The sequence below is a fragment of the Rhodoglobus aureus genome (genome assembly GCF_039527955.1).
Taxonomy (GTDB): Bacteria; Actinomycetota; Actinomycetes; order Actinomycetales; family Microbacteriaceae; genus Rhodoglobus; species Rhodoglobus aureus.
In genome coordinates this window covers 1-17,701 of sequence record NZ_BAAAKW010000020.1, presented here as the reverse complement: position 1 = coordinate 17,701, position 17,701 = coordinate 1, and the positions used below count along the sequence as shown (strand labels likewise).

The following is a 17,701-nucleotide window of genomic DNA, read 5'->3' as shown; positions in this document are numbered from 1 at the left end:
ATGAGTCTGCACCCGAATGAGCCCCACTCCGGTGATCTTGCCGGTCGGCTCAACTGGCTTCGCGCTGGGGTTCTCGGCGCCAACGATGGAATCGTGTCAGTTGCGGCAATCGTCGTCGGTGTTGCTGGTGCAACCACAGCCATTGGGCCGATCCTCACCGCTGGAGTCGCAGGGCTCGTCGGTGGCGCGATCTCGATGGCATTGGGCGAGTACGTCTCAGTTAGTAGCCAAAGTGACAGTCAGCGCGCACTCATCGAAAAGGAGCGCCGCGAGCTTGCCGAAATGCCCGAAGAGGAACTCGCAGAGCTGACGGCAATTTATGAATTGAAGGGAATCAGCCCCGCCACTGCACGACAGGTAGCTGAAGAGCTCACTGAGCACGACGCACTAGCTGCACACCTCGAAGCAGAGCTCGGGATCACCGAGCACGACGTCGTGAGCCCGTGGCAAGCTGCCGGAGCATCCGCGCTGGCCTTCACGATCGGCGGTGTACTCCCCTTGGCGGCAATCCTGCTCGCGCCCGAGCCTGTGCGCGTGCTTGCGACCTTTGTCGCCGTGCTGACCGCGCTCGTCATCACGGGCGCACTTTCCGCACGCGTTGGAGGAAACCATTGGCTGCGTCCGACACTGAGAATCGTCATCGGTGGAGCACTGGCACTAGCTACGACCTTCCTCATCGGAACGTTGCTCGACACCTCAGGAATCGTCTAAACGCCTGAGAGAATGGGCCGGCTAGTACGCCGGGTTCTGTTCACACGAGGCCGAAACCACATGCTGGACGGTCATCTATCTACGATGTACGTTGCCGCACACCTCTAGCGATCTACCCGAAGACTCGGCGAGCAGCCTTAGCGTCTTCTGTCTGATCTTGCTCCGGACGAGGTTTACCTAGCCGACTGAGTCACCCCAACCGCTGGTGGTCTCTTACACCACCGTTTCACCCTTACCCCGAATCGGAATCCGTGGCGGTCTGCTTTCTGTTGCACTGTTCTCGCGGGTTACCCCGGGTGGGTGTTACCCACCATCCTGCTCTGCGGAGCCCGGACGTTCCTCGGCACCCTTTCGGATAACGCGACCGTCTTGCCGACCCATTCAGTTGCCAAGCTTATCGTTCGCGCCACTGGCAGCCCACCAGAGTGCGATGCGGGGTTTAGAGGCCCGACTGATCGGTGCGCACCAGGATTGCTTCGCTGCTGGCACACATGATGATGGCATCCGGTGCTGCTGCCCGAATCTCTTGCATCTCGTTCTCAAGAAGCTTGACTCCGGATGCCTGCGAGACGCCGCCGCGCAGGAGAGATGCACCCGTGCCGTAGCGGGAGCGCTGGCGTTCATAGAGTGCAAGCAGGTCTTTCGGGAGCGTGTTCTGGAGTGCGGCGCGCCCCGTGCGCACGGTGCCGAGCTCGGCCTCAATATCGCGAAGAGCTTCGTCGCGGCTTGCCTCAAGGTCAGCGGTTTCGACGCTGAGATTACCGGCCTGTTCGATGAGGTTGTCGACAACTTTCTGCTGACCCTCAAGGCGCTCCATCACAGCCAGCTCAATGTCTTCAAGGTTGCTCAGTCGTGTTCGCAAAGCAACAAGCTCGTGCTCGAACGCCGCCGCATCTTTTGCCGACGACGTTGCATCGAGACGAGCACTGTCGCGAGCGATCCGAGCGTCGACAACCTTCACGTCGGAGTCAATGCGACTGAGTTCAAGCTCAATATCTTCTTTGATACCGCGCTCTTCAAGCAGCGTCAGCTGAAGCTTGTCGCGGTGCTGCTGCAGTTCGGTGAGGCTCACGTGTTGTGGCAGCTTCTTGACGCGGTGCTCAAGCTGCGAAATCTTTGTGTCAAACGCCTGCAAGTCGAGGAGTAACGCCTGGTCGGCGGGGCTAGCGGTTAACGCCATAGTGATGCTTCTTTCTGTATACCGGTGCGCTACTGCACAACCGCAAAATCCCAAGGATCGGTTCGCAATTCGCTCACCGTAATCGTTACTTCTGGCAGCAGTGCCCGCAACTCGTCGGCTGCAGCCTCCAGCCACAACCATTCACTGGCCCAATGCGAAACATCGATCAGCGCAGGGCCCCGCATGAGACGAGCGTTCTCGCGCGCCTCAGAGGCCGGATGGTGTCGCAGGTCGCTCGTGATGTAAACATCGGCAGCAAGCACCGCAGGGTCATTCAAGTATGCGTCACCTGCTCCCCCGCACAATGCCACCGACTGCACGACCTGGTCAAAATCGCCAGCGACTCGGATACCGGTCGCCGTTGGCGGCAAAATCTCAGCAATGAGGCGAGCTAGCCGGCCGAGCGTCATCGCCTCCGGCAGCTTTCCGGTGCGACCGATGCCGCGATCGGGAGTCTCGCCAGCAACGATAGGAGCGACATCAGAGAGGCCTAGCTTCGCGGCGAAACGACCTGAGGTGCCAGTCTCTACGACATCCGCGTTGGTGTGCGCAGCGAGGAGAGCGCATTCTGCCCTGACAAGCCTGGTCAGCACAGCACCTTTGTAGCGGTCACTCGCAATTGAGGTGACGCCGCGCAGCAGTAGCGGGTGATGAGTGATGAGCATGTCTGCATCATCATCAATCGCTTCCTGCACAGTATCGAGCACAGCATCGACTGCGAGTGAAATGCGCGACACTGGCGCATCGAGGTCACCGGCGACAAGCCCAACGGCATCCCATGATTCGGCGCCCGAAGACGGCCAGAGTTGTTCGGTTGCGGCGATTACATCGGCGACAGTAGTAGACACGCTTTCAGTCTAGGCGGGGCGGACAGCCCGATCGGAGCTGCCTGCCTCTTGGCGCTTGATAGCGGGGATGCCTGCAACAATCGGTGTGAGCATTCCTAGGACCAGCGCGACAAGTACACCGAGGTCGGATGCAGCCAGTTCAGAGCTGAGGTCGATACCTAGTGCCGCGAAGCCGTAGCCCTGCCAGGAGAGCCATCCGATCGTTGCGCTCGTGAGTGCGAATCCGATTGCCGAAATCAGGATGAACGCGCTGAGGTTCACCCAGCGAACATCCGCGTAGATTCCGCCACGCTTGGTCAGTGCAGCGCTGTCGAGTCGACGGGTTCGGATCATGGTTTCTGCGGCAAAAATTCCCACCCAGGCTGCAGTCGGGACAGCCAGGGTGGTCGCTACGTCGCGGAAGAGCTCATTGATTCCGCCATTGACGCCGAATGCGAACAAGACAGACAAGGCACCCAACAGCACGCCGACGATCACGATTGACCACTGACGCGGAAGGCGAACCCCAATAGCTTGGAGCGCGAAGCCACCGGAGTAGAGGCTCAGCGTGATGCCCGAGAGTAGGCTCAGCGCCGCGGCCAGCAGCAGCGGTATCGGGTACCAGCCCGGCAGCAGAGGCAGCAGGGTATCGAGCGGCGAGGCGAGGAAACCACGTGCGAGTGCGGGATCGGATGCCGCCAGTAGCGCACCATAGGCGATCAGTACGAACGCGGGCAGAGCAGCGCCGAAGGAAGCCGAGAGAGCCGAAGCCGGTCCGCTCGACGAGACGCGTTGGTAACGAGCGATATCGGCACCGCTGTAGGCCCACACCAACCCTAAGAAACTAAAGACCAGTACCGCTCCGGTGAGAGTGAGGAGCCACGACCCGTCTGGAGTGGTGAGTGCCTCTGACACGTCGACGTACTGGGCGGTGAACGCGATGAGCCCGATAACCAAGATGCCCGAGATGATGCTCAAGATCAGTTGGATGCGGGCAAACAGTGGGTACCCTGCAAACGCAATCACGAGCGCCACGAGGAAGGACAGCGCAAGAGCAATGAGCAGCAGTTGGCGATCGCCCAATCCAACGTTGAGATCGGAGCCGATCAGCACAATAGCAACCGATGAGGCCAAAACCCACAGCAGTACTGCACCCCAGAATAGTCGGCCGACTAACGCTACGAGAGACGGAACAATGTTGCCGACCAAGCCGAATGCAGATCGTGAGATCACCATCGTTGGCTGACCACTTCGCTTGCCCGCGAGGGTGGTGAGCCCCAAAGGGATAAATGAGAGCGCGACACCGGCCAGGATCGCCACAACAGATTGGCGAAGGCTCATTCCGACAGCAAATACTGCGGCACCGAGACCGATACTCACAATCGAGGAGTTCGCGGCAAACCATAGCCAGAACAACCGCGCGGCATGGCCAATACGGCGATCAACTGGAGTGGGCTCGAGCCCGCTCTCTTCGAGGCTGAACACTCGCTGAGCGGTAGGCGCTACATCATCGAGGCCAAGAGGCTGCTGGCTCACGCGCGCAGCCGACAGCGGCATGGGTTGGGGCACGGCCGACGCGTCGGTCGCGAGTGGCGGGGTTCCGGATGTCGCGGCAGCAGCGATTCCAGGTGCTGGCGTTGCTGCGGAACTTACGGCCCACACATCGGACGTGCCTGCAGGGGCCGCCGCAAATGGGATGGGGTTGCTGTCATCCTCGGCGTGCGGGGCAGCAAGGTCTGCTGGGTACGTCAGACGATCGCTTTCGTCAACTGCGTCATCCAATTCTGCTTCAGGACTTGCGCCGCTGATCGGAATCGAATCGGTTTCTACCGCTGCGAGTGGATCCGCCTGCGGGAAAAGTTCGGTGTCTGGCGCCGAAAGGAAGGCATCAAGGGGGTTGGCTTCGTCGGATTCACTTTCTTCGTCAGAATCGTCGAGGTCAACGGTGTTCAGCAGGTCGTCAAAATTCAAAGGCGCCGTCGGAACGTAGCGCGGGGTTTCTTGCGAAGCGAAGCTGAATGGGGCCGGAGCTGCCTCACTATCGGCCTCCGGTGCTGCGGTCGAGTCTTCGACGACCGGTGCTTGCGCATCGATGTCATCGTCGAGTGCGTCAGTCTCGGTTGCCTGAAGATCAGGTTTGGTCGCTGCAGCGGATCCCGAGGGCGAGTCGAGATCGAAAGCAAACGCGGGCTCGTTGTCAGCATCGCTCGCAGGCGCAGCGGCTGTCGCATCCGTTGTGGGCTCCGCCCCGGCCTCTGGCTCCCCGGACTCTGTCTCCCCGGAAACGGGAGGCGTGAAACCGAAGTCACCGAACGACACATGCTCGTCAAGGTTTGACCGGGGCGTCGACGGTGCCGTGATTGGCTCGACAAGAGGCGGCGGTGTGAAGGGAATCTCGTGGTAGTCGCCATCTTCGTCGGCGGGAAGCTCTGGAGAATGTTCGAACTGATTAGCCGTAGGTGCGCTGGAAGCATCATCTGCGGACGGGGTGACGGATTCCGGCGGCGGCTGGACGCCGCCCAAGCTCACTGGGCCAACTTCAACGTCAAAGTTTGGCACGATTTGCTCGGACTCGGACTCGGACTCGGACTCGGGTTCGGGTTCGGGCGCTGCGGGCGCAGAATCTACGAATTCAGGAGCGCGGTCTGTTTCGGCGTCACCAGTTTCACCCTCGCCTGAGGGGAGTTCCGCCGGGATAGCGTCGGAGACTGACTCGTCCTCGACCTGAACCTCGTTCAAGGTTTCTTCGTGAAGCGCCGGGAGGGTGATTGAGCCGGTGGGATCCGCGTGCGCGGCGAATGGGATCTCATCGTCGAAGTCATCGCCGGGAGCCCACGTATCGCTTGGTGGCGGCACATTCCAGCTTGGCAATTGCGCAGCAGGCGGCGTGGGAGCAGCGGCAGAACTCTCAAGAGGTACGCGCTCTGGGGGTACCTGTTCGACAACCTCGTCGGCAACCGGGGCAACCTTGGACCGAATGGTCGTTTCCCATTCGCGGAATTCGCGAGCATCTTCTTCGCGTAGTCGAAGCTGGGCCTCGAGCACCTCGATGACGCTGAGAGTTCCGGTTGATTGATTTTCGGGCTTATCGGCCCAGTTGAGCAGTTCGTCGTCGGCCATTGAACGCCGAACTGGAGGTATAGCGATCTCGGCCTCGTCGACGGATTCTGGAGTTGCGGTGTGCTCAACCTCATCGGGAGTGACAACTGACCCAGGGGTTTCGGCCGGTGCTTCTGTTTCGATGGCCGCGGCCTCAACCCGCGCCCATTCGTCGGATGGCGCTCGCTCGTCACCCCCCGGGACAGCCGGCTGAGAGAAAGCCGACTCAGTGGGTTGCACGAAGGAAGGCTCGGCGAGTTCCTCGACAGGAGACTCACCCGGTTCCGCAACGAGAGGTTCAGCGGACTCCGAAACGTCAGCAACAACGGGGGCGTCGGCATCGGTGTCGGCCGCAAGATCCACGAGCTCGGGTGAGTCGGGCACCACCTCGGCTTCGGCGCTCAGCGCGTCGCCCAGAGCTGCGTCGCCCAACGCTGCATCACCCAGGCCAGCGTCATTCGAAACCTCAGGAGCGACTACGTCGTCGAGGTTCCAGATTGGCGCACCCTCGATGACATCTTCAACGGCGAGCGGGAGTTCGCTAAACGCTGACTCGTCGTCGTCACCGGTCTCACCAGCGCTCGTCATCTCACTAACGCTGTCTAGTGCATCATCTGCTGTAGTCGTTGGCTCGGCGGGCGACGACGTGTCTTCAGTCGCCGCGTTTGGCTCGAGCGGTCCGAGCTTCCAGATGTTATTAGTCGTGGGGCTTTCTTCGGCAGGCGCGGCTTGTGGAGTATCGACTGCTGAGGACACTTCCGGCCATGACGTGTCGCCTGCAAGCGCGGATTCGTCAGCACTCACGGCAAGATCCTGGGTAGCGAAAAGCGAATCGAAATTGAAGTCGCTCTCGTCTTCTACCTCCGCAGACTCTGCGAAGTCATCGACCGGCTGTGGACGGTCGTCGACGTGCTCTGTCGACTCGTCGACCTGCGCCAACTGCTCCTCGCGATCTATCTGGTCAGGAAGTATGCGGCGAGGAGAAATGCGTGAAGCAAAGAAATCCGGCGTCGTGTAGTCGACGGGGATTTGGTAGGGATCGTCATTCGCGGCAACGGCAGGTTTCGATGCAAAATCATCTACCGGAGGCGCAACGCCGTCGGAAGCGCCAGCGTCGCCATAACTACCGGCGGCATCGGTTTCGGTTTCGTCGTCGGCTCCGTCAATCTCAAATACTGCTGAATGCTGTTCATCCGAAAGTCCGTCAGGTGCGTCGAGTTCGGGCACTGCTTGAGTGGGATCAGGAGCGGGTGCCATTGACCAGGGCCGCTTTCCCTGATCGAGCCCTTCAGACAGGTCAGAACGTTGGAACTCATCGTTCAAGTCGATCGGCTCGAACGATGATGCGCCACGAGGCGGCGGTGGCAAATCTCTGGGGGCTGCCGCTTGAGAACTAGCGGGGACTCCAAGATCCGCATCCAAGTCATATACGCCGTCATTGGACGCTTCGCTCAGATCGACCAGGTCTGATTCATCGCTGTCATTCGCCGAATTGGCAGCGGGGGAATTCGACGCTGCGCGCCGAGGAAAAGGTAGCTTGAACTCATGCTCTGAAGACGTTTTGTCGTTCGCGTCGTTCGCGTCGTCAACGTCATCGTGGAATGCCATGCACAGATACTAAGGCGAGTCCAGTGTTTTGCGGGGATGACGAGCCGTGCTTAGTGCAGATCCCGCAACAAATATAAGGGCAAGACCGGCCCACGAGACCGGCCCAAGCATCTCCTCTAGTGCCCTACAAGGGTGTGCCCCGATGATGGCGAGAGGCCCGTCCCTAGTGCCACGCCCACTTCAGCGCGTCTGAAGACTCTGGTAAACCCTAAGGATGGCAGTAGCACTCTGTGAAATGTCCTCTTCTGAGGTAGCCCAGTTGGTGACCGATACACGCATCGCGGCCTGTCCATTCCAGATCGTGCCACTTGCCCAGCAGGTTCCTTCATCCTGAACTCCCGACACCACGGCACGCGTAGTCTCGTCGTCGTCACCGAAGCGAACGAGAGCCTGGTTGAGGACGACGTCGTTGAGTATCTGCACGCCCTTCTCTGCCCCTAACAGGTCTGCCATTTGTCGTGCCCGCGCACAACCACGGTTGATCAGCTTTTCGACGCCGTCCCGACCCAACGCGCGCAGAGTCGCGTAAATAGGAATCGCTCGTGCCCGCCGTGAGAGCTCGGGCACCCAGTCGATCGAGTCGCGCTCTGCCCCCTGTGTCTGGATGAGGTACGACGCCGATGACCTCATCGCCGCCCGATGGTCAGCAGAGTGCTTCACGATGGCCACACCGCTGTCATAGGGAACGTTCAACCACTTGTGGGCATCGGTGGACCAGGAATCCGCTAGCTCGATTCCATCGGCGAGTTCCGAGAGCGACATACTTGCGCGCGCCCAGAGACCGAACGCACCATCGACGTGCAACCAGGCGTCGGCCTCGTGCGCAATCACTGCGATCTCTCGCAGCGGGTCGAACGAACCGCTATTCACGTTGCCTGCCTGCGCACAGATGATGGTAGGGCCATCCAGCGTCGTCATCAGATCACGCAAACTTTCGGCGCGCATTCGTCCTTGGTCGTCGGCGTCGACTATCTGTAGTGATCGTGTGCCGAAGCCGAGGTATCGCAGAGCAACATCGATCGTGACATGCGCCCCGGCGCTCACCACAATGTTCACGCGAGGTGCCCCGGCGAGACCATCCAACTCAACATCCCAACCAACGCGTCTCAGCACGTTGTGCCTGGCCGCGGCCAAGCATGTGAAGTTCGCCATCTGGCCGCCGGTGACGAAGCCGACAGAGGACTCGCGAGGCAGGTCGAAGAGGTCCAGCATCCATTCGACGGCTACTTCTTCTACAACAGCCGAAAACGGTGAAATCGCATGGATGCCCGCATTCTGATCCCAGGTCGAAACCAGCCAGTCTGCGGCGAGTGCAACGGGTTGTGTGCCGCCGATTACGAATCCGAAATAGCGTGGCGAACTGCAGGAGGTCATGCCAACCTCTGCCTGGCTCGCGAGAAGATCAATGACCGCTGAGGGATCTTCCCCGTGTGCCGCAAGTGGAGAGTGCAACTTCGCGAACAGTTCGTCGCGCCCGTGCTGTGACCCGACATGGCGAGTAGCTAGACCATCGAGATAGTCCTTGGCGTGATTGTGGGCCGTCTCAAGTACAGGATCTGGCAAATCATTCGACATTATTCTCCACCCTCGCGAGGCTATGGCTGACCCGACCGGATCGCCGTCGATCTTGAAGGGAGCATACCGCCGAGAACGAACCAGAAACCAAGAAAACCCCTGCAATTGCGGGGGTTTTCTCTGGATGTGGGCCCTACCGGGATCGAACCGATGACATCCACGGTGTAAACGTGGCGCTCTACCAGCTGAGCTAAAGGCCCGCAGCGTCGCAATGCGAAGCAGCGCGAGATAATGTTACAGGTTTTTTGCACGGCGTTGAACACCGCGTTCTGGCTCACGACCACTCGGCGATTTCCATCAAAGAAATGGCGTCTTCGTACTGAGAAAACTCACGGATGCCATCGAGGGGAGCCTCAATGACACAGCGGACAATTCCCGATCGATCGATCAGAAAACTTGCACGTTCGGCGAACCCTCGGTCTTCACGAAGCACCCCGAAACTGCGCGCGACACCGCCGTGCGGCCAGAAGTCTGAAAGAAACGAAAAGTCGTAGCTCCCGGCATCCGCCCAAGCTCGCAACGTCGCTGTGGAGTCAACTGACATCACCACAACAGTGAGGCCTGCGTCAATGAAACGCTGTCGTTCGTGCTGCAGAACCTCAATCTCACTGGTGCAGTTCGCAGAGAAAGCGAGCGGGAGAAAGACCACCATTACGGGTTCGCGCTCGAGTAACCCGCTCAACTGCACGCTCTGTCCGTGCTGATTCTTCAACTCGAAACCCGGTGCGTGATCCCCTGCGGCAATCGCCATGACTACAGACCTTTCATTTGCGGATGCACGACCCGAAGTTGCGGTCGCATTCGCGCTCAGTTCGAATGTTGCCGCATCCGACAACTAGAATCGTTGGGCGTAGTCGATCCCATCACACCTGCAACCCGGTTGTGACTCGACTCGCACGACTCTGTTCTCTACACGAAAGAGGTCAACGGTGACGGTAAACGACCAGGACCCATACTCGGTAACCAACACCGATAAGGACCCGGAGGAGACCGCCGAGTGGAACGAATCACTCGACTCCCTCGTTGCAGCACAAGGACACGAGCGCGGTCGCGAGATCATGCTCAGCCTTCTCAAGCGTTCTAAAGATTTGCACCTTGGTGTGCCGATGGTTCCCACCACCGACTACATCAACACCATCGCTAAAGAGGACGAACCCGACTTCCCTGGCAATGAGGAACTCGAGCGTCGCTACCGTGCTTGGATCCGGTGGAACGCCGCAATTACCGTGCACCGCGCACAGCGCCCCGGTATTGGCGTCGGCGGTCACATCGCAACTTACGCATCATCCGCTGCTCTCTACGAAGTAGGGCACAACCACTTCTTCCGTGGTGCAGACCACGAATCTGGTGGAGATCAGATCTTCTACCAGGGTCACGCCTCCCCCGGCATGTATGCTCGCGCCTTCCTCGAAGGCCGCATGAGCGAAGACCAGCTCAAGGGATTCCGCCAGGAGAAGTCACAGGCACCCAACGGTATTTCGAGCTACCCGCACCCGCGCCTTATGCCCGAGTTCTGGCAATTCCCCACCGTGTCGATGGGGCTCGGCCCGATCAACGCCATCTACCAGGCACAGAACAACAAATACCTCACCAACCGCGGCATCCGCGACGTCTCAGAGAAGCAAGTCTGGGCGTTCCTCGGTGACGGCGAAATGGATGAGGTCGAGAGCCGTGGAGCCCTTCAGTGGGCCACGAATGAGAAGCTCGACAACCTCAACTTCGTCATCAACTGCAACCTCCAGCGCCTCGACGGTCCGGTTCGCGGCAACGGCAAGATCATTCAAGAGCTCGAGAGCTTCTTCCGCGGTGCCGGCTGGAACGTCATCAAGGTCATTTGGGGCCGCGAGTGGGATGACCTGCTCGCCAACGATCATGAGGGTGCCCTGCGCGACCTCATGAACCGCACGCCTGATGGTGACTACCAGACCTACAAGGCAGAGTCTGGCGCTTACGTTCGTGAGAACTTCTTTGGTCGCGACCCCCGCACGCTCAAGATGGTCGAACACCTCTCAGACGATCAAGTGTGGAATCTCAAACGCGGTGGCCACGACTACCGCAAGGTGTACGCGGCGTTCAAGGCTGCCAGCGAGCACAAGGGCCAGCCGACCGTCATCCTCGCGAAGACTGTCAAGGGCTACGGCCTCGGCCCGAGCTTCGAGGGCCGCAACGCGACCCACCAGATGAAGAAGCTCACCCTCGACAACCTCAAGAAGTTCCGTGACGAAATGCACATCCCGATTACGGATGCCGCACTCGAAGCAGATCCATACCAGCCCCCGTTCTATCACCCCGGTGAAGATGACGAGGCAATTCAGTACATGCAGGAGCGTCGTCGCGAACTGGGCGGCTACGTGCCCGAGCGTCGCACCAAGCACACGCATATCGACCTTCCTGAAGCCAAGACCTACGACATTGTCAAAAAGGGTTCGGGCAAGCAGGAGATCGCCACGACGATGGCCTTCGCACGACTGCTCAAAGATCTGCTGCGCGACAAGTCGATCGGTAACCGCATTGTGCCGATCATCCCGGATGAGGCGCGAACCTTCGGAATGGACGCCTACTTCCCGACCGCCAAGATCTACAACCCCGCAGGGCAGCAGTACACCTCGGTAGACCGCGAGCAATTGCTGGCCTACAAGGAAAGCCCTCAGGGTCAGATCGTGCACGTCGGCATCAACGAAGCAGGAGCGTTTGCTGCGTTCACCGCTGTCGGCACCTCGTATGCGACCAACGGCGAACCGTTGATTCCGGTCTACGTCTTCTACTCGATGTTCGGGTTCCAGCGCACCGGTGATGCCATGTGGGCTGCCGGTGACCAGATGGCGCGCGGCTTCATCATGGGCGCCACCGCGGGTCGCACGACGCTAACCGGTGAAGGTCTGCAGCACGCTGACGGCCACTCGCTGCTGTTGGCATCCACGAACCCTGCCGTGGTCAGCTACGACGCGGCGTATGGCTACGAGCTTGGCCACATCGTTCGCGCGGGTATCGAGCGCATGTACGGCGGCAAGCACGAAGACCCCAACGTTATGTACTACCTGACGTTGTACAACGAGCCTCTTGTTCAGCCCGCTGAGCCCGAAAACTTCGATGTTGAGGGTGCACTCAAGGGTATTTACCACTTGTCTGCTCCGACCATCACTGGCCCTAAGGCGCAGTTGTTGGCATCCGGTGTCGCAGTTCCGTGGACTCTGGAAGCCCAGCGGTTGCTGGCTTCAGATTGGGGTGTCGCGGCTGATGTTTGGTCGGTAACATCGTGGACCGAGTTGCGCCGCGACGGACTCGCTGCTGAGGAGTACAACTTCCTCAACCCCAACGAGGAAGCCCGTGTGCCATACGTCACTGCGAAGCTTGCGGACGCTAAGGGCCCGTTTGTTGCGCTCACCGACTTCATGCACGCAGTTCCGGATCAGATCCGTGCGTTTGTCCCCGGCGACTTCGCAACGCTCGGGGCCGACGATTTCGGCTTCTCAGACACCCGCGCCGCAGCTCGCCGCTTCTTCAAGATCGACAGCCACTCGCTCGTCGTTCGCACTTTGGAGTCGCTCGTCAAGCGCGGCGAAATGGATCCAGCTGTTCCTGCTCAGGCAATTGAGAAGTACAGCCTCCATGACGTCAATGAAGGCACCACCGGTTCTGCCGGCGGCGAAAGCTAGGGCGCAACCATTCCCCCGGTACAGAAAACCAAGGCACAGACGCTCGCTTGGTTGCGTGTCATTACGGGCGAACTTGCGACAGCAACCCTGAAACAGCTTGAGGACACGCTGCCCTGGTATGGCGAAATGCCACCAGGGCGGCGTTCCGCAGTGGGCCTGGTGGCTCAGGCTGGAATCACGAGCTTCATTAGCTGGTTCGAGGACCCCACGACTACACCGTGGATTGCTGCGGATGTGTTTGGCGCAGCTCCCCGCGAGTTGCTGCGATCCGTCTCGCTGCAGCAAACCCTTCAACTAATTCGAATCACTGTTGAAGTGGTTGAGGCTCGCGTTAAAGCCGACGACGATGTCTTGCGAGAAGCAATTCTGTTGTACTCACGCGAAATCGCCTTTGCTTCAGCAGATGTGTACGCTCGCGCCGCTGAGGCTCGCGGACTGTGGGATGCCCGTCTGGAAGCTCTCGTGGTCGACTCGATTCTGAGCGGCGAGTACGACAACGAACTCCCCAGTCGCATTGCGGCCCTCGGCTGGAACGGCCATGGTGAGGTCTGTGTGTTGGTGGGCACTGCCCCACGGCAGCTCGATGTCGACCAATTACGGCGTACTGCCCGTCACCTCGACGCCGACGTGCTCATTGGCGTGCAGGGCAGTCGCCTTGTTTTGGTAATCGGTCGTGCAGCTCCCCGTTCTGAGAAAGCTGAAGGGTCTGAGCCTCTCCCGTTCATTACGATCGCGGAACAGCTTGAGCCGGGGTTTGGCAGCGGTCATCTTGTGCTGGGGCCAGAGGTGCCTAGTTTGGTTGATGCGTCGAAGAGCGCCAAGGCTGCGCTAGCGGGATTCGCTGTTGCGCGCTCGTGGCGCAATGCACCACGACCAACGATGGCCAACGATCTGCTGCCGGAGCGCGCCTTCGCGGGCGACCCGCTTGCACGCTCAACTCTCATCAACAAAATCTATAAGCCGTTGCAAGCCCATTCCACCGATCTTCTGACCACGCTCTGGTGCTACCTCGACAATGGGCGTTCGCTCGAGGCGACTGCTCGTGAGCTTTTCGTGCACCCGAACACGGTGCGGTATCGCTTGAAGCGTGTCAGCGAGGTCATCGGATGGGATGCCACTGGCGCTCGCGAGGCGCTTATCTTGCAAGCTGCTCTCATCGTCGGCTCAATTGCTGATCCAGAGTCCGGCCGCTCCGCTTAGGATTCCCCACTTTTGGCGAAGGCACACAACGATCCCCCGAAAGTTTGGCGGGGTCATCCAAGCGGTTCCGATAAAAGATTGGCAGACTAGCTAAGTGATTGTTGTAGTAGCGCCCGGTCAGGGCTCGCAGACCCCCGGATTTCTCGAGCCATGGCTTGAGGACCCTGCACTGCGCGATCAGCTCGGTGCGATTTCTGAGGCGGCAGGCATCGACCTGATCGCCCACGGCACGACGTCGGACGCTGACACGATTCGCGACACCGCAGTGGCCCAACCATTGATTGTCGCCGCGGGTCTGCTCACGTTGAGTGCGCTTACTGCGGGTGACCGACGCAAGCACATCGGTGCGGTCGCCGGCCACTCTGTCGGAGAGATCACTGCTGCCGCAGCATCCGGGATCCTCTCGGAGAGCGACGCGATGCGTTTTGTGGTTGAGCGTGGCTCCGCAATGGCTTCTGCGGCTGCGTTGGAGTCGACAGGCATGTCCGCAGTCATCGGTGGCGATGAGGTCGCGCTGCTCGAACGGCTCGCAGAACTCGGTTTGCAGCCAGCAAACTTCAACGGCGGCGGACAAATTGTGGTCGCTGGAGCTCTAGACGCGCTCGCAAAGCTCTCAGAAGAGCCGCTCAAGGGCACTCGCGTCATTCCGTTGCAGGTCGCTGGCGCATTCCACACCCGCTACATGCAGCCCGCTGTTGCGCACCTCGAAACTGTTGCTGCCGGCCTCACAACGAACGATCCAACGCTGCCTATTTACACAAACCGCGACGGTTCGTTGATTGAAAGCGGATCACACTTCGTTGACCTCCTCGTCGGCCAAGTGTCGTCGCCGGTTCGCTGGGATCGCACCATGAATTCCTTGGCGGATGCCGGCGTCACTGGAATTATTGAACTTGCGCCTGCAGGCGCGTTAGTTGGTCTCGCGAAGCGTGGACTCCGGGGCATCCCGGCGGTCGCGGTCAAGACACCAGAAGACTTATCAGCAGCATTTGACCTGATGGAGGCCAACGCATGACCGCACCCACCCTCACCCAGTCTGTCGGGTCACAGTTCACCAAGATTTACAGCTACGGGGCGGCTCGCGGCGACTTGATCGTTGACAATAATCAGCTCGTCGAAGCAATCGACTCGAGCGATGAGTGGATTCAGCAGCGCACCGGCATGATCACTCGCCGTCGCGCATCGCCGGGCATCCTCGCGCTCGACCTGGCAACTGATGCTGCCCGCGAAGCCATCGAAAAGGCGGGCATCGACCCGGCTGAGATCGGCGTCGTCATCGTTGCGACCATTAGCAACGTGCAGCAGTCGCCCTCAATTTCTGCGGTCGTCGCTGACCGCGTTGGCGCGAACCCCGCTGCCGCTTATGACATGAACGCTGCCTGCGCCGGATTCAGCTACGCCGTTACTCAGGCTGACGCCCTCATCCGCAGCGGTGCAGCAAAGTACGCGCTCGTGATCGGTGCCGAAAAGCTTTCCGACGTCGTCGACCCCACGGATCGCAGCATTTCATTCCTGCTTGGCGATGGCGCCGGTGCGGTAATCATTGGTCCAAGCGATACTCCCGGTATTTCGGCACCGGTATGGGGCTCAGATGGTTCCAAAGCTGACGCGATCAAGATGAACGCGACTCTCGTTGATTTCCGCGAGGGTGACGCCGCCTGGCCCACCTTGCGTCAAGAGGGCCAGACAGTGTTTCGTTGGGCTGTCTGGGACATGGCAAAGGTTGCGAAAGAAGCCTTGGATGTCGCAGGCATCACCGCAGAGGACCTCGCCGCCTTCATCCCCCACCAGGCCAACATGCGCATTATCGACGAATTCGCTAAGCAACTGAAGCTCCCCGAGTCAGTCGTTATTGCGCGCGACATTGCCGACACCGGCAACACGTCGGCCGCGTCGATCCCACTGGCAACTCACCGTTTGCTCGAAGAAAACCCCGAGCTTAGCGGCGGCCTCGCACTGCAGATTGGCTTCGGCGCTGGTCTCGTATTCGGCGCGCAAGTAATCGTTCTGCCTTAGTACCACCGCGAAACGTGGCCGCTGGCCTACACTGGCTAACGGTCAATTCACATCCCAAGGAGAAAAATATGGCACTGTCCACCGAAGAAGTAATGGCCGGACTGGCTGAGCTCATCAACGACGAGACCGGCATTGCGACCGACACTGTTGAGATGGGCAAGTCGTTCACCGACGACCTCGACATCGACTCGATTTCGATGATGACGATTGTCGTTAACGCCGAAGAGAAGTTCGACGTAAAAATCCCCGACGAAGAGGTAAAGAACCTCAAGACCGTCGGTGACGCTGTGAGCTTCATCACCAACGCTCAGGGCTAGTACTAGCTACACGCGGACGGCCAGCCGCCACCACAGCGGCTGCCCTCCGCGCAGCACCACGTTGATGCGCATCACCACGTGGACTCCGTTAGCCGTGTATTCAAAAGGAACGTGAAATGACCAAGAAGATCGTAGTAACTGGCATCGGTGCCACCACGCCGCTCGGCGGAACCGCGACTGAGTCGTGGAACGCCCTCCTTGCCGGCGAATCTGGTGCTCGATCGCTTGAACAAGACTGGGTTGCCGAGCACTCTCTCCCCGTGACCTTTGCCGCACAGGCAAAGGTTCGCCCCGAAGAGGTTTTGGAGCGTGTTGAGTACAAGCGACTCGACCCCTCAAGCCAATTCGCACTGATTTCCGCCCGTGAAGCTTGGGCTGATGCGGGTTCGCCCGACATCGACCCCGAGCGCATTGGTGTTGACTACTCCACTGGTATCGGTGGCCTCTGGACTCTGCTCGACGCCTGGGACACCCTGCGTGAAAAGGGGCCGCGTCGCGTTTTGCCGATGACGATCCCCATGCTCATGCCGAACGCTGCCGCTGCCGCAATCAGCATGGCTATCCCGTCGCGTGCCTACGCTCGCACCGATGTTTCCGCGTGCGCATCCAGCACCGAAGCACTCGCCAACGCCTACGCCCACTTGCAAGCAGGACTCGCGGATGTCGTCATCGCCGGTGGTACTGAAGCTGTGGTCCACCCGCTTCCGATCGCTGCCTTCGCGTCAATGCAGGCGCTGTCGAAGCGCAACGACGATCCGGCATCCGCTTCTCGCCCCTATGACATTTCTCGCGACGGCTTCGTGCTCGGTGAAGGTGCCGCAACGCTCATCCTCGAGACTGAGGAGCACGCTCTTGCCCGCGGCGCACGTATCTACGCTGAGCTGGCCGGTGGCGCTGTAACGAGTGACTCGTTCCACCTCACTGCACCCGACCCAGAGGGAACCGGCGCGGCTCGTGCCGTTCTCGACGCTCTTGAGGTCGCGGGGGCAACTCCTGACCAGGTCACCCACATCAATGCTCACGCCACGAGCACGCCCGTTGGCGATATCGCCGAGTACAAGGCGCTCTTGCGCACTTTTGGCGATCACCTGCCGAACATTCCCGTCTCGGCCACAAAGGGCGCTACAGGCCACCTGCTGGGCGGCACGGGCGCACTCGAGGCGATCTTTACGGTGCTGGCTCTCCACCATCGCACAGCTCCCCCGACGATCAACCTCACCGAACAGGATCCCGCGATCCCGCTGGATGTCGTCACGTCGCCCCGCGACCTCGGCTCAGGCCCGCAGCTCGCAATCAGCAACTCGTTCGGCTTCGGTGGACACAACGCTGTTGCGGCTTTCCGTTCGGTTTAGTCAGACACGTTCCTCGACCGCGGAGTGAGTTTAGGCGCTAAATGACTATCGCCCGCCCCGGGTTCTAAGCGGAAGTGCAACACCTTCTAAGTTGTGGTTATTGAGATCACTCCGAGAAGGGTTGCACTTCCTTGACCGCACAATACCGACATTTGATGAT

At 60.0% G+C, this 17,701-nt stretch carries 12 protein-coding genes, 1 tRNA gene and 1 other RNA gene; 7 read left to right on the top strand and 7 right to left on the bottom strand.

The window, feature by feature from the left end; genetic code table 11:
• Positions 1 to 711 carry a VIT1/CCC1 transporter family protein gene (locus tag ABD112_RS05530; protein WP_343923933.1) on the top strand — a complete coding sequence of 237 codons (711 nt, stop codon included), beginning with the start codon at positions 1 to 3 and terminating at the stop codon, positions 709 to 711.
• Between the two features lie 9 nt (positions 712 to 720).
• Here the strand turns inward: ABD112_RS05530 and rnpB are convergent.
• The 7 genes from rnpB to ABD112_RS05495 form a co-directional block, all read right to left on the bottom strand.
• Positions 721 to 1,091: RNase P RNA component class A (gene rnpB, locus ABD112_RS05525), an RNA gene on the bottom strand.
• Positions 1,092 to 1,150: 59 nt separating this feature from the next.
• On the bottom strand, positions 1,151 to 1,891 hold the full coding sequence (locus tag ABD112_RS05520) for a zinc ribbon domain-containing protein (RefSeq protein ID WP_343923931.1): 741 nt from the start codon (positions 1,889 to 1,891) through the stop codon (positions 1,151 to 1,153).
• 29 nt (positions 1,892 to 1,920) lie between these two features.
• A complete protein-coding gene (locus ABD112_RS05515) occupies positions 1,921 to 2,739 on the bottom strand; it encodes a Nif3-like dinuclear metal center hexameric protein (RefSeq protein WP_343923929.1) in 819 nt (272 codons plus the stop codon).
• A gap of 9 nt (positions 2,740 to 2,748) precedes the next feature.
• The gene (locus ABD112_RS05510) at positions 2,749 to 7,425 is read right to left on the bottom strand and encodes a cytosine permease (protein ID WP_343923927.1); all 4,677 of its coding nucleotides are present in this window, start codon (positions 7,423 to 7,425) and stop codon (positions 2,749 to 2,751) included.
• Positions 7,426 to 7,605: 180 nt separating this feature from the next.
• Positions 7,606 to 9,000: a pyridoxal phosphate-dependent decarboxylase family protein gene (locus ABD112_RS05505; RefSeq protein WP_343923925.1), complete on the bottom strand. Its 1,395-nt coding sequence runs from the start codon at positions 8,998 to 9,000 to the stop codon at positions 7,606 to 7,608.
• 127 nt (positions 9,001 to 9,127) lie between these two features.
• Positions 9,128 to 9,200: transfer RNA gene (locus tag ABD112_RS05500), tRNA-Val, on the bottom strand.
• Between the two features lie 74 nt (positions 9,201 to 9,274).
• On the bottom strand, positions 9,275 to 9,751 hold the full coding sequence (locus ABD112_RS05495) for a redoxin domain-containing protein (protein WP_343923923.1): 477 nt from the start codon (positions 9,749 to 9,751) through the stop codon (positions 9,275 to 9,277).
• A 178-nt stretch (positions 9,752 to 9,929) separates the two neighbouring features.
• Here ABD112_RS05495 and aceE point away from each other — a divergent pair, with 178 nt between their 5' ends.
• The 6 genes from aceE (at position 9,930) to ABD112_RS05465 (ending at position 17,541) form a co-directional block, all read left to right on the top strand.
• The gene (gene aceE / locus ABD112_RS05490) at positions 9,930 to 12,656 is read left to right on the top strand and encodes a pyruvate dehydrogenase (acetyl-transferring), homodimeric type (RefSeq protein WP_343923921.1); all 2,727 of its coding nucleotides are present in this window, start codon (positions 9,930 to 9,932) and stop codon (positions 12,654 to 12,656) included.
• A 51-nt stretch (positions 12,657 to 12,707) separates the two neighbouring features.
• Complete coding sequence (locus ABD112_RS05485) at positions 12,708 to 13,856, top strand: PucR family transcriptional regulator (protein ID WP_343923919.1); 1,149 nt, start codon at positions 12,708 to 12,710, stop codon at positions 13,854 to 13,856.
• Positions 13,857 to 13,950: 94 nt separating this feature from the next.
• Positions 13,951 to 14,871, top strand: a complete 921-nt coding sequence (locus ABD112_RS05480) for an ACP S-malonyltransferase (protein WP_343923917.1) — start codon at positions 13,951 to 13,953, stop codon at positions 14,869 to 14,871.
• Positions 14,868 to 15,872, top strand: a complete 1,005-nt coding sequence (locus tag ABD112_RS05475) for a beta-ketoacyl-ACP synthase III (RefSeq protein WP_343923915.1) — start codon at positions 14,868 to 14,870, stop codon at positions 15,870 to 15,872. The genes ABD112_RS05480 and ABD112_RS05475 overlap by 4 nt, the downstream gene beginning before the upstream one ends.
• A gap of 68 nt (positions 15,873 to 15,940) precedes the next feature.
• Complete coding sequence (locus ABD112_RS05470) at positions 15,941 to 16,189, top strand: acyl carrier protein (RefSeq protein ID WP_343923913.1); 249 nt, start codon at positions 15,941 to 15,943, stop codon at positions 16,187 to 16,189.
• A 116-nt stretch (positions 16,190 to 16,305) separates the two neighbouring features.
• Entirely contained in the window at positions 16,306 to 17,541 is a 1,236-nt protein-coding gene (locus ABD112_RS05465; protein ID WP_343923909.1) for a beta-ketoacyl-[acyl-carrier-protein] synthase family protein, read from the top strand.
• The last annotated feature ends 160 nt before the right edge of the window (positions 17,542 to 17,701 follow it).

What these genes read in the sequence shown, in the direction of transcription:
- ABD112_RS05510 (WP_343923927.1), bottom strand. Translation starts at nt 7,425, where the DNA reads ATGGCATTCCACGATGACGTTGACGACGCGAACGACGCGAACGACAAA.
- ABD112_RS05505 (WP_343923925.1), bottom strand. Translation starts at nt 9,000, where the DNA reads ATGTCGAATGATTTGCCAGATCCTGTACTTGAGACGGCCCACAATCAC.
- ABD112_RS05495 (WP_343923923.1), bottom strand. Translation starts at nt 9,751, where the DNA reads ATGGCGATTGCCGCAGGGGATCACGCACCGGGTTTCGAGTTGAAGAAT.
- ABD112_RS05520 (WP_343923931.1), bottom strand. Translation starts at nt 1,891, where the DNA reads ATGGCGTTAACCGCTAGCCCCGCCGACCAGGCGTTACTCCTCGACTTG.
- ABD112_RS05465 (WP_343923909.1), top strand. Translation starts at nt 16,306, where the DNA reads ATGACCAAGAAGATCGTAGTAACTGGCATCGGTGCCACCACGCCGCTC.
- ABD112_RS05530 (WP_343923933.1), top strand. Translation starts at nt 1, where the DNA reads ATGAGTCTGCACCCGAATGAGCCCCACTCCGGTGATCTTGCCGGTCGG.
- ABD112_RS05470 (WP_343923913.1), top strand. Translation starts at nt 15,941, where the DNA reads ATGGCACTGTCCACCGAAGAAGTAATGGCCGGACTGGCTGAGCTCATC.
- ABD112_RS05475 (WP_343923915.1), top strand. Translation starts at nt 14,868, where the DNA reads ATGACCGCACCCACCCTCACCCAGTCTGTCGGGTCACAGTTCACCAAG.